The organism is Arcicella sp. GW821-FHT09D11, from assembly GCF_059416265.1.
Genome location: NZ_JBWKOV010000001.1, coordinates 351603 through 371849 on the forward strand (window position 1 = coordinate 351603; position 20247 = coordinate 371849).

The following is a 20247-nucleotide window of genomic DNA, read 5'->3' on the forward strand; positions in this document are numbered from 1 at the left end:
AAGCATCAAGCAATAAGCTTTAGGCTATGCTTGAATTTCGAAGAAAAGTATGAAACGCAGAAAGTTCATTCATAAATTTTTTACCCTCGCTACGATGTCAAAATCTGGCGGGGGTATTCTTTTTACACAAGTTGAAAAAACACAAGTCATGAAAACTCGTACAAATAATCCTAATTTAAAAACTATTCTGAACTCTTGGGAAGGCACTCCAGTCGACGATGAAGGACGGTTTATGAACCATGAATTTCCTTTTCTGCCTAAATTTGGGAGTGTCTTTAAATGGATGACCACTAAGAATCCACAGAAACAATTTAAAAAAGAAGATACTTGGCGATTACCTGTTATAAAAGATGATGCTTTTTTGAAGGACACCAAAGATATGATTGTATGGCTTGGTCATGCTTCGTTTTTTATTCGGTTGAATGGCAAGCAAATCTTGATTGACCCAGTACTTGGTAAAATACCTGCTACAAAACGCCATTCTGAATTACCTATTTCTCCTGAAAAGCTTACCAATATTGACTATATTTTAGTTTCTCATGCCCATTACGACCATTGCGATAAAAGTAGTTTGAAGTTATTACAAAGCCAAAACCCTAAAGCAATTGTTTTGACGGGACTGAAAATGACTTCTTTACTTAGCAAGTGGATGCCTAATAACGAAATCCAAGAGGCTGGCTGGTATCAGCAATATCAAACCCATGATGACTTAGCCTTTTATTTCTTACCTTCAAGACATTGGTCAAATCGTTCTTTAGGCGATGCTAATAAGAGACTTTGGGGAGCATTTGTAATAAAAAGTAATGATAAGACTATTTATTTTGGTGGAGATTCAGGGTATGGAAGTCATTTTAAAGAAGTAGCTACCTTGTTTCCTAGCATCAATGTAGCCATGGTTGGCGCGGGTGCTTATTCGCCACGCTGGTTTATGTCGCCAAACCATCAAGACCCTGAGCATGCTGTGCAGGCATTTAACGAAACTAAAGCCAAAATAATGGTTCCATTTCATTATGGCACTTTCGACCAAGCTGATGAGCCCCTATCAGAACCAGAAAAGATTTTAACGCAATTGGAAAGCGAAGGACAAATTAATAAAACACTGAAAATTTTAAAAGTTGGTGAAGTCCTTCCTGTCTAAAGTGGCTTCTTTTTTACATTCGCTAAAAAAAAATTAACAAAAACTAAGAAAATAGTTTGTAAACTAAAAAATTAGTTTTATATTTATATCAAGAATTCAAAGAGGTATCTATCATAAATAAATTCATAGAAAAAATGCAATCAGTAGAAAGAGAATTAACCAAAGCTGAAGAACAAATTATGCAAGTACTTTGGCAGATAGAAAAAGGTTTTGTTAAAGACGTTTTGGATGAGTTGCCAGAACCTAAACCAGCTTATAATACGGTATCGACCATTATTAGAATTTTACAAGAAAAAGGGTTTGTTAGTCATAACTCTTATGGTAAATCACACGAGTATTTTCCAATTATTAGCAAAGAAAGTTATAGCTCGTTTGCCACTGAAAAATTAGTAGAAGGTTATTTTGAAAACTCGTTTTCTAGTTTGTTTTCATTCTTTTCTAAAAAAGGGAAAATTGATGTAAAAGATGCCGATGAAATTTTGAGTATGATTAACAAAATGAAAGAAGAAGGGCAGTAAAAGCTTTAAGTCAGGGTCATTGAGTAAGTTTTTAAGGTACATCTATTAAATATTAAACATATCCAGTTCTACCACAATTAGTTGATAAGTATGATAAAACAAAAACATGATAATTCTACACCTTATATTTTAACTTTTGAAAATTAATGTTCTATCAATCAAAACACAATTAATACGATGGCTGAAATAGCTGCACCCGAAAACAATGGTTCTAAAAAGAGAAGTCATAAATTATCGACCAAGATTGATATGACTCCAATGGTAGATTTAGGTTTTCTACTCATTACTTTTTTTATGTTAACCACTACGCTAGCAAAGCCTGTAGTGATGGAGCTAGCTATGCCTGAAGACAGTCGTGTTAAATCCGATATTCGTTGTTCAGAGTCTTTGACAGTTGTATTAGATGACCATAATAAGGTTTTCTATTATCAAGGGCTAGCTTGTGACCCAAAAGTTAGAAGTACTGATTTCTCTGACCGAGGAATCAGACAAGTATTATTTGATTATAAACGCAAGATTGGAGACAATTTCACGGTAGTGATAAAGTCTACCAACAAGGCAAAATATCGAAACATGATTGATTTATTAGATGAAATGAAAATTACTAATAATAGACGATATGCCATCGTTAATATTACACCTGAGGACGAAAAACTATTGAGTATTAAATAATTACAACAATCTCTTTAATCATTAAGCTATCCGAAAACCAAACTTGTATCGCTATGAATTGGCTAAGCTATCTCCTTCAAGTAAATCTGTATTTAATACTTTTTTACGGTTTCTATCGATTATTATTAAAGACAGAGACATTTTTTAACCTTAATCGAGGCTACTTGGTCGCATCGGCAGCATTAGCATTTTTCGTACCATTGATGCAGTCAGAATGGGTAAGGAGCTGGTTCGTTACTGAGCAAGTATCACAAACCTTTAGTACATTTTATTCGCCAGAGGTCTTTTATATTCCTACTCAAAAGATGTCAAAAGGTAGCTTAACAGTGGGTGACATGCTTGCTTTTTCTTATATCATAGGTATTATTTTGGGCATTTGTCGCTTCGGAGGGAACTTAGCATACTTAGGCAAAATGATGAAAAGAAAGATTGATGGGGATAAAAATCAAAGAGCCTTCTCTTTTTTTAATGTAGTATTTGTTAGCAGAGAGTTGAAAAATCGCTCTACTATTATGAAACATGAGTTTGTTCATATCCGACAATTACACTCTGCCGACATTATGTTGTTTGAACTCATTGCTATTTTCAACTGGTTCAACCCTATTGTGTATCTCTACAAAAGTTCAATAAAACAAATACATGAGTTCATAGCCGACGAAGTAGCTAGTCGCCATGAAGCCTCCAAAGCTGATTATGCTATGTTACTTTTTCAAGAACAATTTGGTGTTCAAGCTATTCCTTTAACTAATAATTTTTTCAATAATTCACTTCTAAAACTACGCATTGATATGTTACAAAAACAACGTTCGACTAGCACAGCATTATTAAAATACGGTTTGACAGCACCATTATTTATGGCAATGATAGTGGTTTCATCAGCTACTTTAGCTCATAAATCTATTACTAAGATTGATGATAAAATTGCAGAAGTAAGCAAGCAGGATTTAAAAGAGATTGAAAAAATCAAACTCAATACTCCCTCAACAAAATCTGCCAAACAAGTATTGTTAGAGTCTGGTATTGATGTTTCAGACGCTTTAATCATCAGTCCTACTTTGGCAAAAGAGCTAAAAGAAAGTAAAGAATCGAAAAGAGATACCAATCAGGTTTTCTCAGCAGTTGATATACAAGCTGAATATCCAGGTGGTATGGAGGCTTTTGTAAAATATCTTCAAACTAATTTAAAATACCCTGAAGCTGCTAGAAAAGCGAATGCAACAGGCAAGGTATATGTATCGTTTATCGTGAATCAAGATGGTACTACTTCTAATTTTAGTGTCCTTAAAGGTGCTGGTTATGGCATGGATGAAGAAGCTGTTAGGGTTTTAAGAAGTGTTCCAAAGTGGGAAGCGGGTGAACATCAAGGACAAAAAGTAAATAGTCGTTTTACTGTTCCAATCCATTTTGCATTAAATAGCAAATATGAAAATCCTACTATTACATTATCTAATAAAGGACAAGGTACTATTCAGTTGAAAGGAAAAACGAATGGTATAGCTATTTCATTAGCTAAGGGAGAAGAAAATTTATTTACAGGTAAGCCTGCACCACTCTATATTTTAGATGGATTAGAAATACCAGTAATTAATGATATTGACCCTAATACTATAGAGAAAATAGACGTCTTGAAAGATAAAACCGCTACTGAAAAATATGGTGACAAAGGGAAAAATGGTGTGATAATAATAACCTCAAAAAAGAAGTAAATAAAAGACTTTATTAGGCATTATCAGCAATAATCTATAAACAGATTTTATAAGTCATTGCTGACAACAAAAAATATTTATTTCATAATTATAAGTACTTAAAACCTCAATGTAGCATTGAGGTTTTTTAAAAATCAAATCAACTAAAAAATTAGTTTTAACATCCAAACAAAAACAATCATGGAAAATAAAATAGTATTACACGAAGAAGATGAAACATTGGAAGACATTGTTTTCCAAAACCGCAACAAAGCTTATGGTGCTTACCTTTTACGCACTGGATACCAAAAATCCATCAAAATTGCACTTGGGATTGGTATTGGTATATTTTGCTTAGCGGTAGCTGCTCCTATGATTTTAGCAAATATTAAGCTTCATGATAAAAGAGAAATAACTGTAGCTCCAATAATGGTTCAAATTTCAGAACCACCTAAAGATATCCCTATTGAGCCAGAACAGGCACCTCCTCCACCCGAAAAACCAGTTGCTCACAAAACGATTACTTTTGTCCCACCTGTAATCGTAGAAGACGATAAAGCAACAGAATTGCCCCCTGACCAAGAGACACTTAATAATACAAATGCTCAGATTAGCTCAGTAACACAAGATGGAGAAATAGGTGAAATACCCGTAGATGACCCTGACAAATTTAAAACTGGCGAAGGTTCAGCACCTGTAGAAGTGAAAGCAGAAATAGAGACAACATTTATTTCAGTAGAAACAATGCCTGAATTTGCTGGTGGAAATGCTGAATTAGCAAAATTTCTTCAAAAGAACTTACGCTATCCTCGAAATGCCTCAGATGCTGGTATTGGAGGTAAAGTATATGTACAGTTTGTAGTTGGTAAAGATGGAAACATTTCAAACATTGATATTCTGAAAGGCTTAGGGTTTGGATGTGATGAAGAAGCCCAGAGAGTAATAAAACTTATGCCACGCTGGAATCCGGGGAAACAATCGGGTAGAAATGTTACTGTAAAGTTTACGTTACCAATTGTTTTCCAGCTTGACCAATAAACCAAGGGCTTATCCTTATAATAAAATAAAAATTGTTTTAGTAAAAAGCTTTGTTAAAGTATGATTATTTCAACTTTATCTTAATTTAATCATTTGGTAGTTAGGATATTATAAAATATTTTTTTGAATATTTGTGTTAACTTTGGTAATAATAACATCAAAGTATCGACCTGAATTATTTCATAAAATAAAAATATTAATCTTAAAACCCAATTACGATTATGGCTTTAACGAAACAGTATTCTAAAAGTAAACCAGTTTGTAAAGTAACTTTTGTTCTTCCTGCAGAAACAGTAAATGGTGCAAAAAAAGTAAGTTTATTAGGTGATTTTAACGAATGGAATCCAACAGCTTTTAAAAAACAAAAAGATGGCACATTTAAAGCATCTGTTGAATTAGAAGTAGGTAAAGAATTTGCATTCCGTTATTTAGTTGATAATGACCTTTGGTTGAATGATGAGGAAGCAGATAAATTCGTTCCAACTGGTGTGTCTTACGACGAAAACTCTGTTGTAGTACTTTAAGTAGGAGTTGTGAATTGTGAGTGATGAATTGTGAATGGTTTATTTTACACAGACACTTAATTAAAAGACGGTAGAAAATTAAGTTGATTAAAATCACTATAATTTTCTACCGTATTGGCAAACATACAACACTTTTGTACTGAACTTAGGTAATTTAGATTATTGCTTGTCTTTATCCTTAGTTTTTGATTTCTCCTCGGATGCTTCTATTTATACTTTTACTACCATTTTCTTCTCGTACATAATCCACAAAATTCCCAACCAAATCAGTACAAAAGTGATTGCTCCTGCCAAGGAGGCATTTTTAGGTTCACTAAAGAAGGGGACAATGAATGATTTATACAACCACGTAATCGAGCTTACTTTTTCGCCATCGGGCATAGCTATTTTTATCATGTTCATAATGCGTGGAATTAAGCCTGATAAAAAGAATACTGTAATGGCATTTACACCATATACGACGAAAGGCTTTGTCCAGAAGGTATATTTTTTAACATCTATCAACCAGTAAAAGCTAGCCAGAAAAATCATTGCCAAGCCAATCGTCCAAAGGGCATAAGAACTTGTCCAGAGTGACTTATTAATTGGAAATCCTGCGGCATCCCAAGCCCATGCTATTGCTAAAGAAATACTTCCATAGAAATAGATATACATCAACTTCTCGGTTACTTCTTTATCTTTTCTTTGCAACCAAGTACCTACTAATACGCCAGCTAGGCCATTGGCAATAGCAGGAATTGTACTTAATATTCCTTCTGGGTCCCATACTTTTACGGCTTTGTACAAATGAGGAATCCCTAAAATTAGCCTATCCAAATACGCTCCTAAATTATGTTCTGGTTCTAAATTGGCTCCTCCAGCATCAGGAACAGGCACGAAAGTCATCAATAACCAATAGCCTATCAGTAGTGACGCAAAGATGATTTGTTGTGTTCTATTTTTAGTAGTTAAAAACACAATAGAGCTTACTAAAAACACCAATGCTATTCTTTGTAAAACACCGGGGATTCTAACTACTGAAAAATCAAATTTAGGAAAAAGTGAAAGAAAAAGTCCTAATCCAAAAAGCTTAGCACTTCTTTCAATAATCTTTAGAATAGTCTTACGGTCGGCTGTTTTTCCTTGAAAAGCAAATGAGATGGACACGCCTACGATAAACAGGAAGAAAGGGAAAACTAAATCTGTGGGTGTACAGCCATTCCATTCGGCGTGTTCCAGCGGTGCATAAATATGCCCCCAATCGCCTGGGTTATTGACAAGAATCATCATGGCGACCGTCATTCCACGAAATACATCCAAAGAAAGTAAGCGTTGTTTCATATTGTTGATGAATAAGTTTCTCTAATTTATCATTTCTTTATAAATTCTACAATTCCTTCTACTAAACCTTTTGAAAGCGGTAAATCGGGATTGCTATATGTTTTTAAATTTTCTTCTCTTTCCAGAGGTGCATCTTTTAAGGTATGGTTCATGCCTTTAATCATCAATAATTTTGCTTTGGGATTAGCTTCTGCCAATAGCTTTGCTTCGTTTTCTTCTACCTGAATATCTGTTGTTCCTTGAATGATAAGTGCTTTAGATTTTACCTTTTTGATTTCCTCAGAAGGTACATATTTCAACCAAGAAATCATATAAGGTTGAATGCTTGGTCTAAAAAGTGAAAAGATATAGAAAACCTGCATCAATTTTGGTAGCTTCTGTCCGCTTTTTAATACGGCAAAATCTTTCTTTACTTCATTTTTAACAGAATCTGGCAAAGCTTGTTTGTCTGTTTGCTCAATGATGATGTCATCTATTCCTCTGGCAGGGCCAGCCACGGAAATATAGCCATCTACAGTCCCTCTTTGTGTTGTAACCATCCCTATTAAAGAACCTTCTGAATGACCTAAGATTATTATTTTCGAAAAACGATTGCTCTTCTTTAACGTATCAATCCACTGTTCAGCATCTTGTATATAGGTTTCAAAGGTTAAATCACTTTCTTTCATCATAGCACCCATACTTTTGCCTACGGCTCTTTTGTCATATCTAAGTGATGCTATTCCATTATTTGCTAAACCTTCTGCTAATAACTGGTAAGAATTGGCTTTTATGTTCAGCATGCTGTTGCCATTTCTATCAGTAGGCCCAGAACCTGCGATGATTAATACAACTGGTATTTTTTTCTTTGTGTTTTGGGACAACAACAATGTGCCATCTAACACGCCTTTAGCTTGTTTCAAAACGATGTTTTCTTCCTGATTTTGAGCAAAAGTTTGAGTGAATAAACAAAGAGAGGCAAAGAAAATAATGAATAGAGACTTCATGAGCATGATTTTTAGTGATATTAAATCACTACTTTAAAAGCAGAATGACTAATATCAGTACTTAATTTATTGTAATTTTGAAACTGTTTCAAAGATGCAAATTATCCACAATATTCAATGTCAAAAAGTATAAACGGCTTTCAGTTTAAGCAATTTACGGTTCAGCAACAAAATACTGCCATGAAAGTGACGACTGATGCCTGTATTTTAGGGGCTTACACTGATGTAACGGAAACAAAAAATATTTTAGATATTGGTACAGGCACGGGCTTACTTTCATTGATGTTAGCACAACGAACAAATGCTAAGATTATGGCCGTGGAGGTTGATGATAATGCTTATCTACAAGCCTTAGAAAATGTTCAAGACAGTATTTTCAAGGAGCAAATAGCGGTTTTTCATCAAAGTATTCAGGATTTTGCTGAAAGCAATAAAGATTTATCTTTTGAGTTAATTATTAGTAATCCTCCTTTTTTCCAGAATCATTTAAAGTCTCAACAAGACAAAAGGAATACGGCTTTGCATACTGATACGCTTTCTTTTGAAGATTTAATAGCATCCGTTATTCAATTGTTAGCATCGTCAGGTCGGTTTGTGGTTTTACTTCCTGCTTATGAAAGTAGTGTTTTAGAGATATTGGCTTTAGAGAAAGGACTTTATCCTCAGAAAAAATTACAGATAAGACATAGAAATGGGTCGAAAATATTAAGAATTATTACGACCTTTGGGCTTGCTAAAAAAGAGCTTGTCCAAGAAGAATTAATTATTCGTAATCTTGACGAAAGCTATACTGCTCAATTTGAAACGCTACTAAAAGCGTATTACTTAATTTTTTAGACATACAACGGAGGACATTCCGTTAGTTATCCCGAAATCGTATTCACAACATGTTAGATATTTCTGTTATTATTCCGCTATATAACGAAGAAGAATCATTACCTGAACTTTGCAATTGGATAGAAAAAGTGATGAAAGAACATCATTTTAGCTACGAAATCATTTTCGTAAATGATGGCAGTCGTGATAATTCTTGGCAAGTTATAAAGGGTTTGTCTGAGCACAACAGCTTTGTAAAAGGTATTTCCTTTAGTAGAAACTACGGAAAATCGGCGGCTTTGCATGTTGGTTTTAAAGACGCTTCTGGTAGGGTAGTTATTACGATGGATGCTGATTTGCAGGATAGTCCAGAGGAAATTCCTGAACTATACCGCATGATTACCGAAGACAATTATGATTTAGTATCGGGCTGGAAACAAAAACGCTTTGACCCTATCACTAAAACCATTCCTACAAAATTATACAATGCGGCTACCCGTTCGATGTCGGGTGTATATTTGAATGATTTTAATTGCGGGCTAAAAGCTTATAAAAACGAAGTAATTAAATCCATTACACTTTATGGGGAAATGCACCGCTATATCCCTGTACAGGCAAAATGGAATGGTTATGACAAAATCGGAGAGAAAGTAGTGCAACATCAATCCAGAAAATACGGAACAACCAAGTTTGGCATTGAAAGATTTTTGTATGGTTTCTTAGATTTGCTTTCAATCACTTTTGTTCAGAAGTTTGGCAAACGACCAATGCACCTTTTTGGTGGTTTTGGTATTTTGTTTTTTATGATTGGGAGTTTTATAACTGTTTATCTGATTGGCGACAAGGTTTATGCTATTGCTAATCACCTAAAATTCAGAAATGTAACCGATAATCCCCTTTTCTTCATGGCCTTGGTTTCCATCATCATAGGTGTCCAATTATTTATGGCTGGTTTTATTGGTGAATTAATGACTAGAAATTCTGAGAAGACTACTGATTATCAGATTCGGGAGAAGGTGTAGTGTAAAAATATTTGAATACTAATTGCTAAACTATAATTTTCAAATTTAACACTACTATGAAAAAAATACTCTTAATCTTAGTTAGCACTATAATTAGCTATCACCTACAAAGTCAAAAAAGAACAGAGTCGGAAGGAACTATCATTGAAAAAAAATCTAGACAAACTTTTGAGAATGACGAACAAATAAAAAAAGAATTTTATAAAAGAAGAAATAATCTAGATAAGTTTGAAAAGAAACTTATAAATAAAAAACAAAAAGAATATACACTTAGGGAGCTTTTAGAGTTTGAAGCCCCTACGTATAAAAATAACTTATTATCAGAAAAAGAATTAACAAAGGATTTGAAAAATAATAATTTTAATTTTTTAGTTTACAAGATTGGTGACATTACTATTGGAAAAACTCATTCAATAGTAAGTATTGAAATACTTAAAGAAAAATTTCCAATAGGATTTGGTATTGGTGAAGTGAAAATTCATATAGTTATTGTTGATAACATTGTTCATTGCCCAATACGAGGAGAGTTAACTCTTAACTATATTCTGGATACCTCATCTAACTCTTGGTTGTTATTTACTGAAGAATACAGCTACAATAATTTTAGTAAATTTAATTGTAATTAAAATTTTATTTCTTGATTTTAGATACACTAATCAGGCAATCATAATAAATATTACTTATAAAATGTGATTCAAACAAAATGATGGCATGACTCAAAGTCATACCATCAGTATTTATAGATACCTCTACTTCTTTGCCTGCAATTCTTTAATATGTTCTGCTACATCCAACATGGGTGCTATCCAAATGTCTTTTTCGTTTTGTTTTAGGTAATTTAACAATTCTCGATGGGCTTTTAGCGAAACGTCTATATTATGCTCCCCGCCTACTCCATGAAATAAGAAAACTAAAAGTTTGCCTGATGTTACTGCTCTTTTTACTAAGTCAACCATCTGCTCACCTGTCTGTCCATTAATGGCATAACAATCTGTGGCATATAAGTCTACTTCCTGTAAATTATGCATATCTGACCTTACACCTCTGGCAGCTACAAAATCATTCTTTAAATCGTTCATGAAGTAGGTATCACCAATTTTCATATCGCCACAGGTATAAGCAAAAGTTCGTTTTGATTTACCATCTAATGTTTTTAGCAATACATTATTCATCTTAATTTCATCAATCATTCTCCTGACAGAATATTTACTCATGTCTTTTTCAGGACTAACCCATTCTCTACCTTTTAAGGAAGCATCGCAGGGATGAAAGAGGGTATGATTGCCCATTTCATGTCCATTCTTAGCCGCAACTTTCCAATCTTCAATGCGATTTTTAAATCCGTCTGCATAGCCTATTAAGTAAAATGTTCCTTTGAAACCTAGAGAATCTAATAGAGGAATGGCGTTATCTAAATGTACATTTAGGGCATCATCATAAGTCAATACAACAGCACATTTTTTACCATTCCAAACTTGTTGGGAGCTTTGGGCTAAAGAAATAGAAAACTGAATAAGTGTCAAGAATAAAGCGAGTATAGCTTTCAATTTCATATTTGTGGATAATTATTTTGAGATTTTTATTGATTTGGACAAGCTTACTGACGAACAATTTTAAATTTAACTTTATTGATTTTCGAAGTTCCCTCCTCCTCATTATCTATCGTAGTGTACAAATAAGTAGTATCGTTTACTATTTTAAAAGCAAATTGGGTTGGCTTGCCAGTTGCAAGGTTAAAACTTATCAAGTCAAGATTATTGTTGGGTTCACCCATAAAGTCTGTAAAAATATGGAATGTCTTAAACGTAGGATGTCCTGTTAAACTACCGTCAGGATTAAAATTTAGTTTTGTTGTATGATTGTCAGTATCAATCAATAAATTATTCCCAGTTAATAATTTATCATTTACCATGTATTGAAGCCCCCATGCTACATCTTTCTTGTTATCTGACAAATCAGTTACTTTAGAGAATTGTGTTTTCTCTAGGAGTTCATTCGTTTTATTAAAATGATACAAAAAAAGAAAAACCTCTTTATTAATCACCTCATAGCCAAGCTCATAATAGTTTGCTTTATCTTGATAATCTAGGATATTGGTTTTAAAACTATTTTTCTTCCTCTTATTTAGATATACATAGAAATTAAGCCCTTCGTGATTATTCCAACTTGCCTGAACTTCCAAGCTATCGCCTTTCACAGCACCACCAATGATTATGGCAACAACACCTTCAAGTTTATTGGATGATTTTACAGGAGACTTAGTTTTTCCTATCTCATTGATATAGTCTGTTAAAACCCAATTACCTTTAAAATCTGATGGGAAATTTAGCGTCAAAGTATCGTTATGAACTGGCGTTTTTTCAATCGTCTGTTTCTTTTCATTTGAACAACTTGTCAAAAAGAAGCCTGTTATTAGTATAAAAATTAATATCTTCATAGTTAATCTTTGATAGTTAAATTGATATTACAAGAAGATAAAATTTTCATACCAACCACTTATAATAATTATGTAAAAAATTGGTCTCCGATAAAAACGAGATAAAATCTCGTTCTACAGTTGTTTTTTCATTTTCCAATGCTGTATTTCTCCAAAGAGTAAATATGAATCTGCATAGATTTCATACCCGATAGCTTTATAAAAATCAAGGGCATTAATGCGGGCATCAAGAATAATTTCCTCTAAGCCTTTTGCTTTCCCTAAATCTTCTAAATACTTCATCAAAAATTTCCCAACGCCTTTACCTTGGGCATTTGTAGACACCGCTACACATCGTACTTGTCCTTGCGTAGCTGAATTCATTTGTAAACGGGCTACTCCTAGCAGTTCATCTGTTTCACTATCAACCGCCATCACATGGTCTGCTTCGTTTTCATCTGTTAATACCTCGCTCCCTTTTTTCTGGTGCCAAGGTTCACGCAATACTACGAACCGTAAATCATAATATTTTTCCCATTCTGCTGGCGTACTTGGTATTTTAGCAATAAGCATATTTTGGCTGTAAGCTTTGAGCAATGAGCTTTGAGCTTTTTTTAGTTTTTTTAATAATTCTCTACAATGACTTAGCTTACCCCTTAAAGGCTCAACGCTGATAGATCACAGCTTAAAGCTAATTACAATTCTTTCACTTCTGTAGAAACACCTAATTCAGAAAATAGGCGTTGCCAATAGGTAGAAATCGCTGGATTGTTAAGTTTTCTAGATGCTGTGGGTTCAAAAGGCTTAGCAATAAAAATTTCTGCCATGCTAATGTTGGGTAACACACTTTGTAAACGAGCAGCATCTTCCCTAGCCCAGCCTACCGCAGCAGCATCATCAACTGGAGGTGTTTTGTGGAAATCTCTGCGATTAGTCCCCGACATACTTTCTACCATATCAGAAAGGAAATATGCCTTTACTTTAAATCCTTTACCAATTTCATGGTCAATCAAGGGTAATGCAGCCTGAATATCAGTATTATTTTTACTAGTAGACGTGTTTTGAGAGGTTAAGTGAGTAATTACTACTTTCTTGAAAATGCTTCGCTCTTTACCGATTTCCATTGCGAATTCTGTCTTTTGTGCTTCCGCATCTGTAGCACTTGTTCCTTCGGCTATTTCCATTTCTGATCGTGCAACCAATTCAGCTACTTTAGCTTTTGCTGTATTTTCATGGATAAAAAACACTTCTATTTTATCGCCTTTTACTTTGATATTTTCATCAATCAATTCATTAATAATCTTAGTGTATTTTTCATAAATAAACTGCTTACTTGGATTTACACTAACGGATTTATCGATAAAAATCATTGAGCAGGTCTTACTTTCGTCGACAGCATTTTCATATTTTGTAGCGGGACTCGAACAGCAAAACAATATGGTACTAGTAATAACAAACAAAAAATATTTCAATTTTTTTCTCATGGTTTTTAGGGTTATTATATATTGTGACGGCCGTTAAAAGGTTGGTTTACTGCTTAGTAATTCAAAACTTTTGCAAAATAATCAGATTTGCTTTAGAATCCATCATTACGACAAACTTATCGTTTATCAATATGTTATTATCTTTGAGGCATTATTTAATTTTGACGACTCATGAACAAAAATCAAAAAATATTTCGCTGGGTTTTTATCATTTTCACCTTACTAATGGCAATTCTAGCGTTACAGATGGGCATGAATACCACCGCTCCATGGAATAAGAAAAAGAATAAAACACAGGTTGAAATCGAGAAGGATATAAAATTATTTTCTTTTTAAACAGAAAAACTTTCCAAACACAGTGTTTGGAAAGTTTTTAAATGCTGTCGTTTAACAACTTTTTACTTATTCAATATTCGCTTAATATCATTTGCCTGTGTAAGGTATTCTCCAAACTTCTCGTAGCTGTCCGAAATCATTAATCCCTTAAATTTCAACAAAGTAGTAATATAAGCATCTAGTACATCGATGATATTTTCTTGATTTTGTCTGAAAATTGGAATCCAAGTTTCGGGGCTTGACTTAGCCAAACGAACCGTTGATTCAAAACCAGTACTTGCCAAATTGAAAATACTTTCTTCGTCTTTTTCTTTGGCTAACACCGTTGATGCCAACGCAAAAGAACAAATATGCGAAATATGTGAAATATAGGCAGTATGTATGTCGTGAGCAGTAGAATCCAAATAAGTAATTCTCATTTTTAATCCTTCCACATACATTTTCTTGATTAATTCTACCAATTCAGGTTTAGAATCTTCAATATCGCAAAGCACGCAGTTTTTATGATCAAACAGGTTTCTAATAGCAGCCTCTGGCCCAGAGAATTCTGTACCAGCCATCGGGTGAGTAGCGACAAAGTTTTCCCTATTCGGATGGTTTTTCACGGCATCAATCACCGCCTTTTTAGTAGAACCTACTTCTATCACCACTTGGTTTTCAGTAACCTGATTTAATACCTCTGGCAATAAAGTTAGCAAGGCATCTACAGGAACAGCCAAAATAATAATATCCGACTGCTTTACAGCATCTTGCAAAAGTGCGATACGGTCTATTAGTTTTAATTCTAATGCCTTAATAATGTGTTCGGTTTTGTTATCAACACCGATAATGGTATCAGCAAAACCATTTTCTTTTAAGCTTAAAGCCATTGAACCACCAATAAGCCCAAGACCAACTACTGAGATAGTCATAATTTTGTATTTGGCTTTGAGCTTTAAGCTTTGAGCAATGAGCCGTGAGCTTGGGGCTTTGAGCCTTTATTTTTAAAATTCTCTTTTCCTATATTTTTTTATACTAAAAAACTTTCAAGTCATACCCTTGCTTCTTTTTTCTTACTTCTAACAAAAGCTCAAAGCTCATTACTCAAAGCTAAAGAGCTAACAATCCTTGTAATCGCCTCCTCAAAAACAGAAACTTCTGCACATAAAGAAGTACGAATATAGCCATCTCCTGCTGAGCCAAAGATTCCCCCAGGCGTGATAAATACGCCTGTTTTCGCTAGAATTTCGTCAGATAATTCATATCCTGTTTGATAGTTAGCTGGAATTTTAGCCCATACAAACATTCCTGCTTGATTATGGTCATATTCACAGTTCAGTAAATCCATTAATTCAAAAACCTTCTTCTGGCGTTCTTTATAGACAGCATTTAGTTCCTCAAACCAAACAGGTGGGTTTTCTAATGCTTTTACTGCTGCCATTTGCAAAGGCAAAAACATACCAGAATCCATGTTAGATTTAAAGCGTAATACTGGATTGATAAACTCAGCCTTCCCCACTAAAACTCCTAAACGCCAACCTGCCATATTATGTGACTTCGACAATGAGTTTAATTCTAGGGCTACTTCTTTCATTCCCTCAACGGCCAACATACTTTGTGGGTCGTCGTTTAGGATAAAACTGTATGGATTGTCGTTTATGATTAAGATATTATTCGCTAAAGCAAAATCCTTAAGCTCTTCAAAAAAGGCTTTATTCGCTTTCGCTCCCGTTGGCATATGCGGATAGTTCACCCACATCAATTTCACTTTTGATAAATCTTGTTCAGCTAGTTTCTTTAAATCGGGCAACCAACCATTTTCTTCCGAAAGGTCATAAGCCACTACCGTGGCCCCTGTCAACAATGAAGCAGCACGATAGGTTGGATAACCGGGGTTAGGTACTAAAACTTCGTCGCCAGCTTCCAAATAGGCCATAGAAATGTGCATAACACCTTCTTTTGAACCTATTAACGGCAATACTTCATTGACAGGATTCACACTTACCCCATAGGCATTTTGGTAAAAAGTAGCAAAACCTTCACGCAAAGCAGGAATACCTACATAGCTTTGATAGGCATGGTTTTTAGGATTCTGAGCAGCCGTTGCCAATGCTGAAATAGTTTCAGCAGAGGGTGGTAAGTCGGGACTACCGATGCCCAAATTCAATACGTCAATACCTGAGGCACGCATTTCTGCGATTTGTTTTAGCTTGGTCGAGAAGTAATACTCCTGTACCAAATCCATTCGGGAAGCTGGTTTTACATTCATTGGTTAAAAAACCTCATCGAACTTGCGAAAAGGCACAAAAAAAACCGACTTTTTCAAGTCGGTTTGTGTATATGTATTTTTTGAATTTCAAAAAGATTAGTCAAAACACAACCGACTGCTACTGCGCGTAGTAGTAATAATAAGTACGGTATGTGTTCGCTGAATTATTCATGGCTTCAAAGGTAATGTGATTTTTTTATTTTGACAAGTGTTTCAAAACAAGTTTATTTTTCAATAGCATCTTTTATCAAATCAAACACCAAATCAGATTCAAAACCTTTGCTTAATGCATAGCTTACTAGCTTCTGTTTGCGTTTTAGGGGATTGCTTTCTTTGATTTCTCTTGATTTCTTTTCAAGGATTTCAGCGAGTGTTTGGATATAATCTTCATCATCTATTTCGCTCATGCCTACTTTCAAGCAATATTCAGATACGCCACGCATTTTTAGCTCTTGGCGAATCTTTAATCTTCCCCAGCGTTTTTGGCGGAATTTGCTTCCTGCAAATATTCTGGCGAAACGTTCTTCGTTGAGGTAATTATTCTCAATCAACCAAACAATCATCTCTTCGGCTTCATCGCCTATTACTTCCAATTCTGATAACCTTTTGCGTACTTCCTGTTGGGTACGTTCTTGATAGGCACAAAAATTGGCGACTTTCACGAGGGCTTCTTTATTCATGTTTAATAAGGGTACTCTATTTTCGTAATTTATCTTTTTTGAAAGAATCCATTGCAACAAAAATCACTCTAGCAATAAGTCCAAAACCAGACAAACCTAGTATAACAATAAACCAAAGTTGCTTTCTATGATTATCAGAAGTAATCGCCCCAAAAAACCAAACTAAAAATAATATAAATAAAGCTGTTAACATCAATCCTGCAACAATTAATAATACATAAGCTATCGTTTTCATTTTTTTATTAGGGTTTAATTTATGTTTTTATGGAAGGCAAATAACTTTTTTACAAAGATGAAAGTTTCAAAGATAAAAGTCTCATTTATCTGTGAAAAACTTATCTTTGAGCATTGGCGTTTCCACTTTGAGGGTAAGTTGATTGAAAGTAAAAAATTAAAATAATGAATCCAGATGTAATGCAAGCTCCTGTGGCAGCGATAAAGCCACATCCCATGACGCTACACGGCGACACTCGTCAAGATAATTATTATTGGTTGAATGAACCCGAAAATCCAGAAGTTATTGAATACCTTAATGCTGAAAATGCCTATACAGATGCCGTAATGGCACCTACTAAGACCTTGCAAGAAGCCCTTTTCAACGAAATGAAGGGCAGAGTGAAGGAAAACGACGAGTCTGTTCCAGTAAAAGATGGTAATTATTATTACTATTCTAGGTATATTGAAGGAGGAGAATACCCTTTGTATTGTAGAAAAAGGGGTTCTTTGGATGCAGCAGAACAGATTATGTTAGATGGAAACGTAATGGCAGAAGGCTTGTCTTACTTCAGTATCGGCGGTTATGAAATATCAGATAATGAGCAAATAATAGCGTATGGAATAGATACCGTTAGTAGAAGAAACTATACTTTGAAGTTTAAAGATTTAACAACAGGTGAAATATTAGCTGACGAAATTCCTAATACAGAAGGCGGTGCTTATGCTTGGGCGACTGACAATAAAACCATTTTCTATATGGTACGTGACCAGCAGACTTTGCTGGCATCAAAAGTATATCGCCATGAAATAGGCACGCCGATAGCATCAGATGTTTTGGTTTATACCGAAGAAGACCCACAGTTTTATATGGGCTTGGGTAGAATGAAATCTAAGAAATACATCATTTCGGTTTCAGAACAAAATGGTGTCTCTACAGAATACCGTTTGTTAGAAGCCTCTAATCCAACAGGACAATTTGTTCCTTTTTATCCACGAGAAGAGGGCTTAGAATATTCTATTGAACATTTTGAAGATAAGTTTTATATCAGAACAAACGTTGATGATGCTATTAACTTCAAACTAATGGAAGTATCGGAAGGTGAAAGTGCTGATATAACTAATTGGAAAGAGGTAATCCCACATCGTGAAGATACTTATTTGGATGGCATGGAGGTTTTTAAAAACCATTTGGTTTTACAGGAACGAAGCAACGCTTTGATACATATTCGTATTATCAATCAAGCTACGCAGGTAGAACATTATATTCAATTTAATGAAACGGCTTATGATGCTGGGGTGTCTTCAAATCCAGATTTTGAAACGAATATTCTTAGGTACTCATACACTTCGCTGTCTACGCCCTCTTCTGTGTATGATTATGATATGGATAATCAAACTCAAACCCTGATGAAGGAGCAAACGGTTTTGGGCGAGTTTGATAAAGATGATTATGCCAGCGAACGCTTGTATGCTACTGCTAGAGATGGCGTTAAAATACCCATTTCTATTGTGTATAAAAAAGGATTCAAAAGAGATGGTTCGCAACCGTTACTTCAATACGCTTATGGTTCGTATGGCTATTCGATAGACCCTTATTTTTCTGCTGCCCGACTAAGCTTGCTAAATCGTGGATTTGCTTTTGCCATTGCGCATATCCGTGGCGGACAGGAAATGGGAAGGCAATGGTATGAAGATGGCAAATTGTTAAAGAAGCTCAACACTTTCAATGATTTCATCGATGTTTCGGAATATTTGATAGCAGAGCAATGGACATCCAAAGATAAGCTTTTTGCCAATGGTGGCTCTGCGGGCGGTTTATTGATGGGAGCTGTAACCAATATGCGACCAGATTTATACAAAGGTATTTTGGCAGCAGTGCCATTTGTCGATGTAGTAACAACTATGCTCGATGAAAGCATTCCTTTGACTACCGGCGAATGGGAAGAATGGGGAAACCCCAAACAAAAAGAGTATTACGATTATATGAAATCGTATTCACCTGTTGATAATGTAGAAGCGAAGGATTATCCGAATATGTTGATAACAACAGGCTTGCACGATTCCCAAGTACAGTATTTTGAACCTGCCAAATGGGTAGCGAAATTACGTGCCTTAAAAACCAATAATAATCTATTGTTGATGCATACAGACATGGAAGCAGGTCATGGTGGAGCATCAGGCAGATTCAAGCGTTTTCATGATATAGCGTTAGAGTATGCTTTTATGCTCAATTTGATGGAAATCCATTCTTGAGTGATGAGTTTGGAGTTTGGAATGAGGAGTTGTTTGAATTGGGAATTTTGAGTTTTGAATACTAAGTCATTATCATGAATAAATTCCATAATAAAATAGTCTGGATTACAGGGGCTTCGTCAGGAATTGGCGAAGCTCTTGCTTATCAGTTTGCTAAGGAAGGAGCAAAATTGGTGCTTTCAGCCAGACGAGAACAGGAATTACAAAGGGTAGCTAACACCACGGGCTTGACTCCCGAAAACGTTTTGGTTTTACCAATGGATATGCTACATTTTGAGCTATTCCCTGAAAAAGTAAATACTGTACTGGCTTATTTCGGACAAATTGATGTGGTTGTTCAAAATGCGGGTATTACCCAGCGTTCATTCGTAAAGGACACCGATTTCAAAGTTTACCGAGACATTATGGAATTGGACTTTTTCAGTACAGTGGCACTAACAAAAGCTATTCTTCCACATTTTAGTGAAAGAAAAACAGGTCATTTTGTAGCGATAAGTAGTGTAGCAGGAAAAATTGGCACGCCTCTCAGAAGTGGTTATTGCGCAGCTAAACATGCCTTAATTGCCTTTTTTGATTCATTAAGAGCGGAGGTCTGGCAAGAGAACATACTGGTGACAGTTGTTTGTCCGGGCTACATCAATACGCCTATTTCACTGCATGCCTTAGATGGAAAAGGAAATGTTCACGGCAAAATGGATAGTAACCAAAGTCGTGGAATGAGTGCAACAACTTGTGCTCAAAGAATTGTTAAAGCTGTGAAGCATAACAAAAAAGAAGTATATGTAGGGGGAATGTTTGAAGTAATGGCTGTATATTTAAAACGATATTTCCCTACCATCGTCTATAAAATGGTTCAGAAAGTAAATACTGCGAAATGATTTGAAGATTTGAGAAT

21 protein-coding genes are annotated in these 20247 nt (G+C 34.9%); 11 read left to right on the forward strand and 10 right to left on the reverse strand.

From position 1 onward, the window contains the following. Nucleotides 1-49 precede the first annotated feature (49 nt). The 6 genes from AC07N0_RS01355 (at nucleotide 50) to AC07N0_RS01380 (ending at nucleotide 5575) form a co-directional block, all read left to right on the forward strand. On the forward strand, nucleotides 50-1138 hold the full coding sequence (locus AC07N0_RS01355) for an MBL fold metallo-hydrolase (protein WP_494587827.1): 1089 nt from the start codon (nucleotides 50-52) through the stop codon (nucleotides 1136-1138). A gap of 134 nt (nucleotides 1139-1272) precedes the next feature. After that, the gene (locus tag AC07N0_RS01360) at nucleotides 1273-1656 is read left to right on the forward strand and encodes a BlaI/MecI/CopY family transcriptional regulator (protein ID WP_309913847.1); all 384 of its coding nucleotides are present in this window, start codon (nucleotides 1273-1275) and stop codon (nucleotides 1654-1656) included. Between the two features lie 177 nt (nucleotides 1657-1833). Further along, on the forward strand, nucleotides 1834-2328 hold the full coding sequence (locus AC07N0_RS01365; RefSeq protein ID WP_494587828.1) for an ExbD/TolR family protein: 495 nt from the start codon (nucleotides 1834-1836) through the stop codon (nucleotides 2326-2328). 53 nt (nucleotides 2329-2381) lie between these two features. Beyond that, nucleotides 2382-4034 carry a TonB family protein gene (locus tag AC07N0_RS01370; protein ID WP_494587829.1) on the forward strand — a complete coding sequence of 551 codons (1653 nt, stop codon included), beginning with the start codon at nucleotides 2382-2384 and terminating at the stop codon, nucleotides 4032-4034. 180 nt (nucleotides 4035-4214) lie between these two features. Further along, the gene (locus AC07N0_RS01375; RefSeq protein WP_494587830.1) at nucleotides 4215-5051 is read left to right on the forward strand and encodes an energy transducer TonB; all 837 of its coding nucleotides are present in this window, start codon (nucleotides 4215-4217) and stop codon (nucleotides 5049-5051) included. 221 nt (nucleotides 5052-5272) lie between these two features. Continuing rightward, entirely contained in the window at nucleotides 5273-5575 is a 303-nt protein-coding gene (locus AC07N0_RS01380) for an isoamylase early set domain-containing protein (RefSeq protein ID WP_492800442.1), read from the forward strand. Nucleotides 5576-5785: 210 nt separating this feature from the next. On the opposite strand, the gene AC07N0_RS01385 is transcribed toward AC07N0_RS01380, so the two are convergent. Together AC07N0_RS01385 and AC07N0_RS01390 are read right to left on the reverse strand one after the other, a co-directional pair. Beyond that, nucleotides 5786-6895, reverse strand: a complete 1110-nt coding sequence (locus AC07N0_RS01385; protein ID WP_494587831.1) for an acyltransferase family protein — start codon at nucleotides 6893-6895, stop codon at nucleotides 5786-5788. Between the two features lie 29 nt (nucleotides 6896-6924). Next, nucleotides 6925-7881, reverse strand: a complete 957-nt coding sequence (locus AC07N0_RS01390; RefSeq protein ID WP_494587832.1) for an alpha/beta hydrolase — start codon at nucleotides 7879-7881, stop codon at nucleotides 6925-6927. 117 nt (nucleotides 7882-7998) lie between these two features. Between AC07N0_RS01390 and AC07N0_RS01395 the strand changes: the two genes are divergently transcribed. From AC07N0_RS01395 to AC07N0_RS01405, 3 genes are read left to right on the forward strand one after another with little or no spacing between them, the layout of a single operon-like run. Next, a complete protein-coding gene (locus AC07N0_RS01395) occupies nucleotides 7999-8718 on the forward strand; it encodes a tRNA1(Val) (adenine(37)-N6)-methyltransferase (protein WP_494587833.1) in 720 nt (239 codons plus the stop codon). A 50-nt stretch (nucleotides 8719-8768) separates the two neighbouring features. Beyond that, entirely contained in the window at nucleotides 8769-9719 is a 951-nt protein-coding gene (locus tag AC07N0_RS01400; RefSeq protein ID WP_494587834.1) for a glycosyltransferase family 2 protein, read from the forward strand. Between the two features lie 56 nt (nucleotides 9720-9775). Beyond that, nucleotides 9776-10345, forward strand: coding sequence for a hypothetical protein (locus AC07N0_RS01405; RefSeq protein WP_494587835.1), 570 nt, complete (start codon nucleotides 9776-9778; stop codon nucleotides 10343-10345). Nucleotides 10346-10468: 123 nt separating this feature from the next. Here AC07N0_RS01405 and AC07N0_RS01410 read toward each other — a convergent pair whose 3' ends face one another. From AC07N0_RS01410 to AC07N0_RS01445, 8 genes are all read right to left on the reverse strand, one after another. After that, nucleotides 10469-11272: a polysaccharide deacetylase family protein gene (locus tag AC07N0_RS01410; protein WP_494587836.1), complete on the reverse strand. Its 804-nt coding sequence runs from the start codon at nucleotides 11270-11272 to the stop codon at nucleotides 10469-10471. Nucleotides 11273-11316: 44 nt separating this feature from the next. After that, entirely contained in the window at nucleotides 11317-12156 is an 840-nt protein-coding gene (locus AC07N0_RS01415; RefSeq protein WP_494587837.1) for a hypothetical protein, read from the reverse strand. Nucleotides 12157-12270: 114 nt separating this feature from the next. Then, nucleotides 12271-12708, reverse strand: a complete 438-nt coding sequence (locus tag AC07N0_RS01420) for a GNAT family N-acetyltransferase (RefSeq protein WP_494587838.1) — start codon at nucleotides 12706-12708, stop codon at nucleotides 12271-12273. Between the two features lie 122 nt (nucleotides 12709-12830). Continuing rightward, nucleotides 12831-13619: a hypothetical protein gene (locus AC07N0_RS01425; RefSeq protein ID WP_492800452.1), complete on the reverse strand. Its 789-nt coding sequence runs from the start codon at nucleotides 13617-13619 to the stop codon at nucleotides 12831-12833. 398 nt (nucleotides 13620-14017) lie between these two features. Further along, nucleotides 14018-14866 (reverse strand): prephenate dehydrogenase, encoded by an 849-nt coding sequence (locus tag AC07N0_RS01430; protein WP_494587839.1) that lies wholly within the window; start codon nucleotides 14864-14866, stop codon nucleotides 14018-14020. A 158-nt stretch (nucleotides 14867-15024) separates the two neighbouring features. Beyond that, on the reverse strand, nucleotides 15025-16203 hold the full coding sequence (locus AC07N0_RS01435; protein ID WP_494587840.1) for a pyridoxal phosphate-dependent aminotransferase: 1179 nt from the start codon (nucleotides 16201-16203) through the stop codon (nucleotides 15025-15027). A gap of 224 nt (nucleotides 16204-16427) precedes the next feature. After that, complete coding sequence (locus AC07N0_RS01440; RefSeq protein WP_494587841.1) at nucleotides 16428-16883, reverse strand: regulatory protein RecX; 456 nt, start codon at nucleotides 16881-16883, stop codon at nucleotides 16428-16430. A gap of 16 nt (nucleotides 16884-16899) precedes the next feature. Then, complete coding sequence (locus AC07N0_RS01445) at nucleotides 16900-17118, reverse strand: hypothetical protein (protein ID WP_494587842.1); 219 nt, start codon at nucleotides 17116-17118, stop codon at nucleotides 16900-16902. Between the two features lie 164 nt (nucleotides 17119-17282). Here AC07N0_RS01445 and AC07N0_RS01450 point away from each other — a divergent pair, with 164 nt between their 5' ends. Further along, the gene (locus AC07N0_RS01450) at nucleotides 17283-19352 is read left to right on the forward strand and encodes a S9 family peptidase (RefSeq protein WP_494587844.1); all 2070 of its coding nucleotides are present in this window, start codon (nucleotides 17283-17285) and stop codon (nucleotides 19350-19352) included. Between the two features lie 74 nt (nucleotides 19353-19426). After that, nucleotides 19427-20230, forward strand: a complete 804-nt coding sequence (locus AC07N0_RS01455; RefSeq protein ID WP_494587845.1) for an SDR family oxidoreductase — start codon at nucleotides 19427-19429, stop codon at nucleotides 20228-20230. Nucleotides 20231-20247 lie beyond the last annotated feature (17 nt).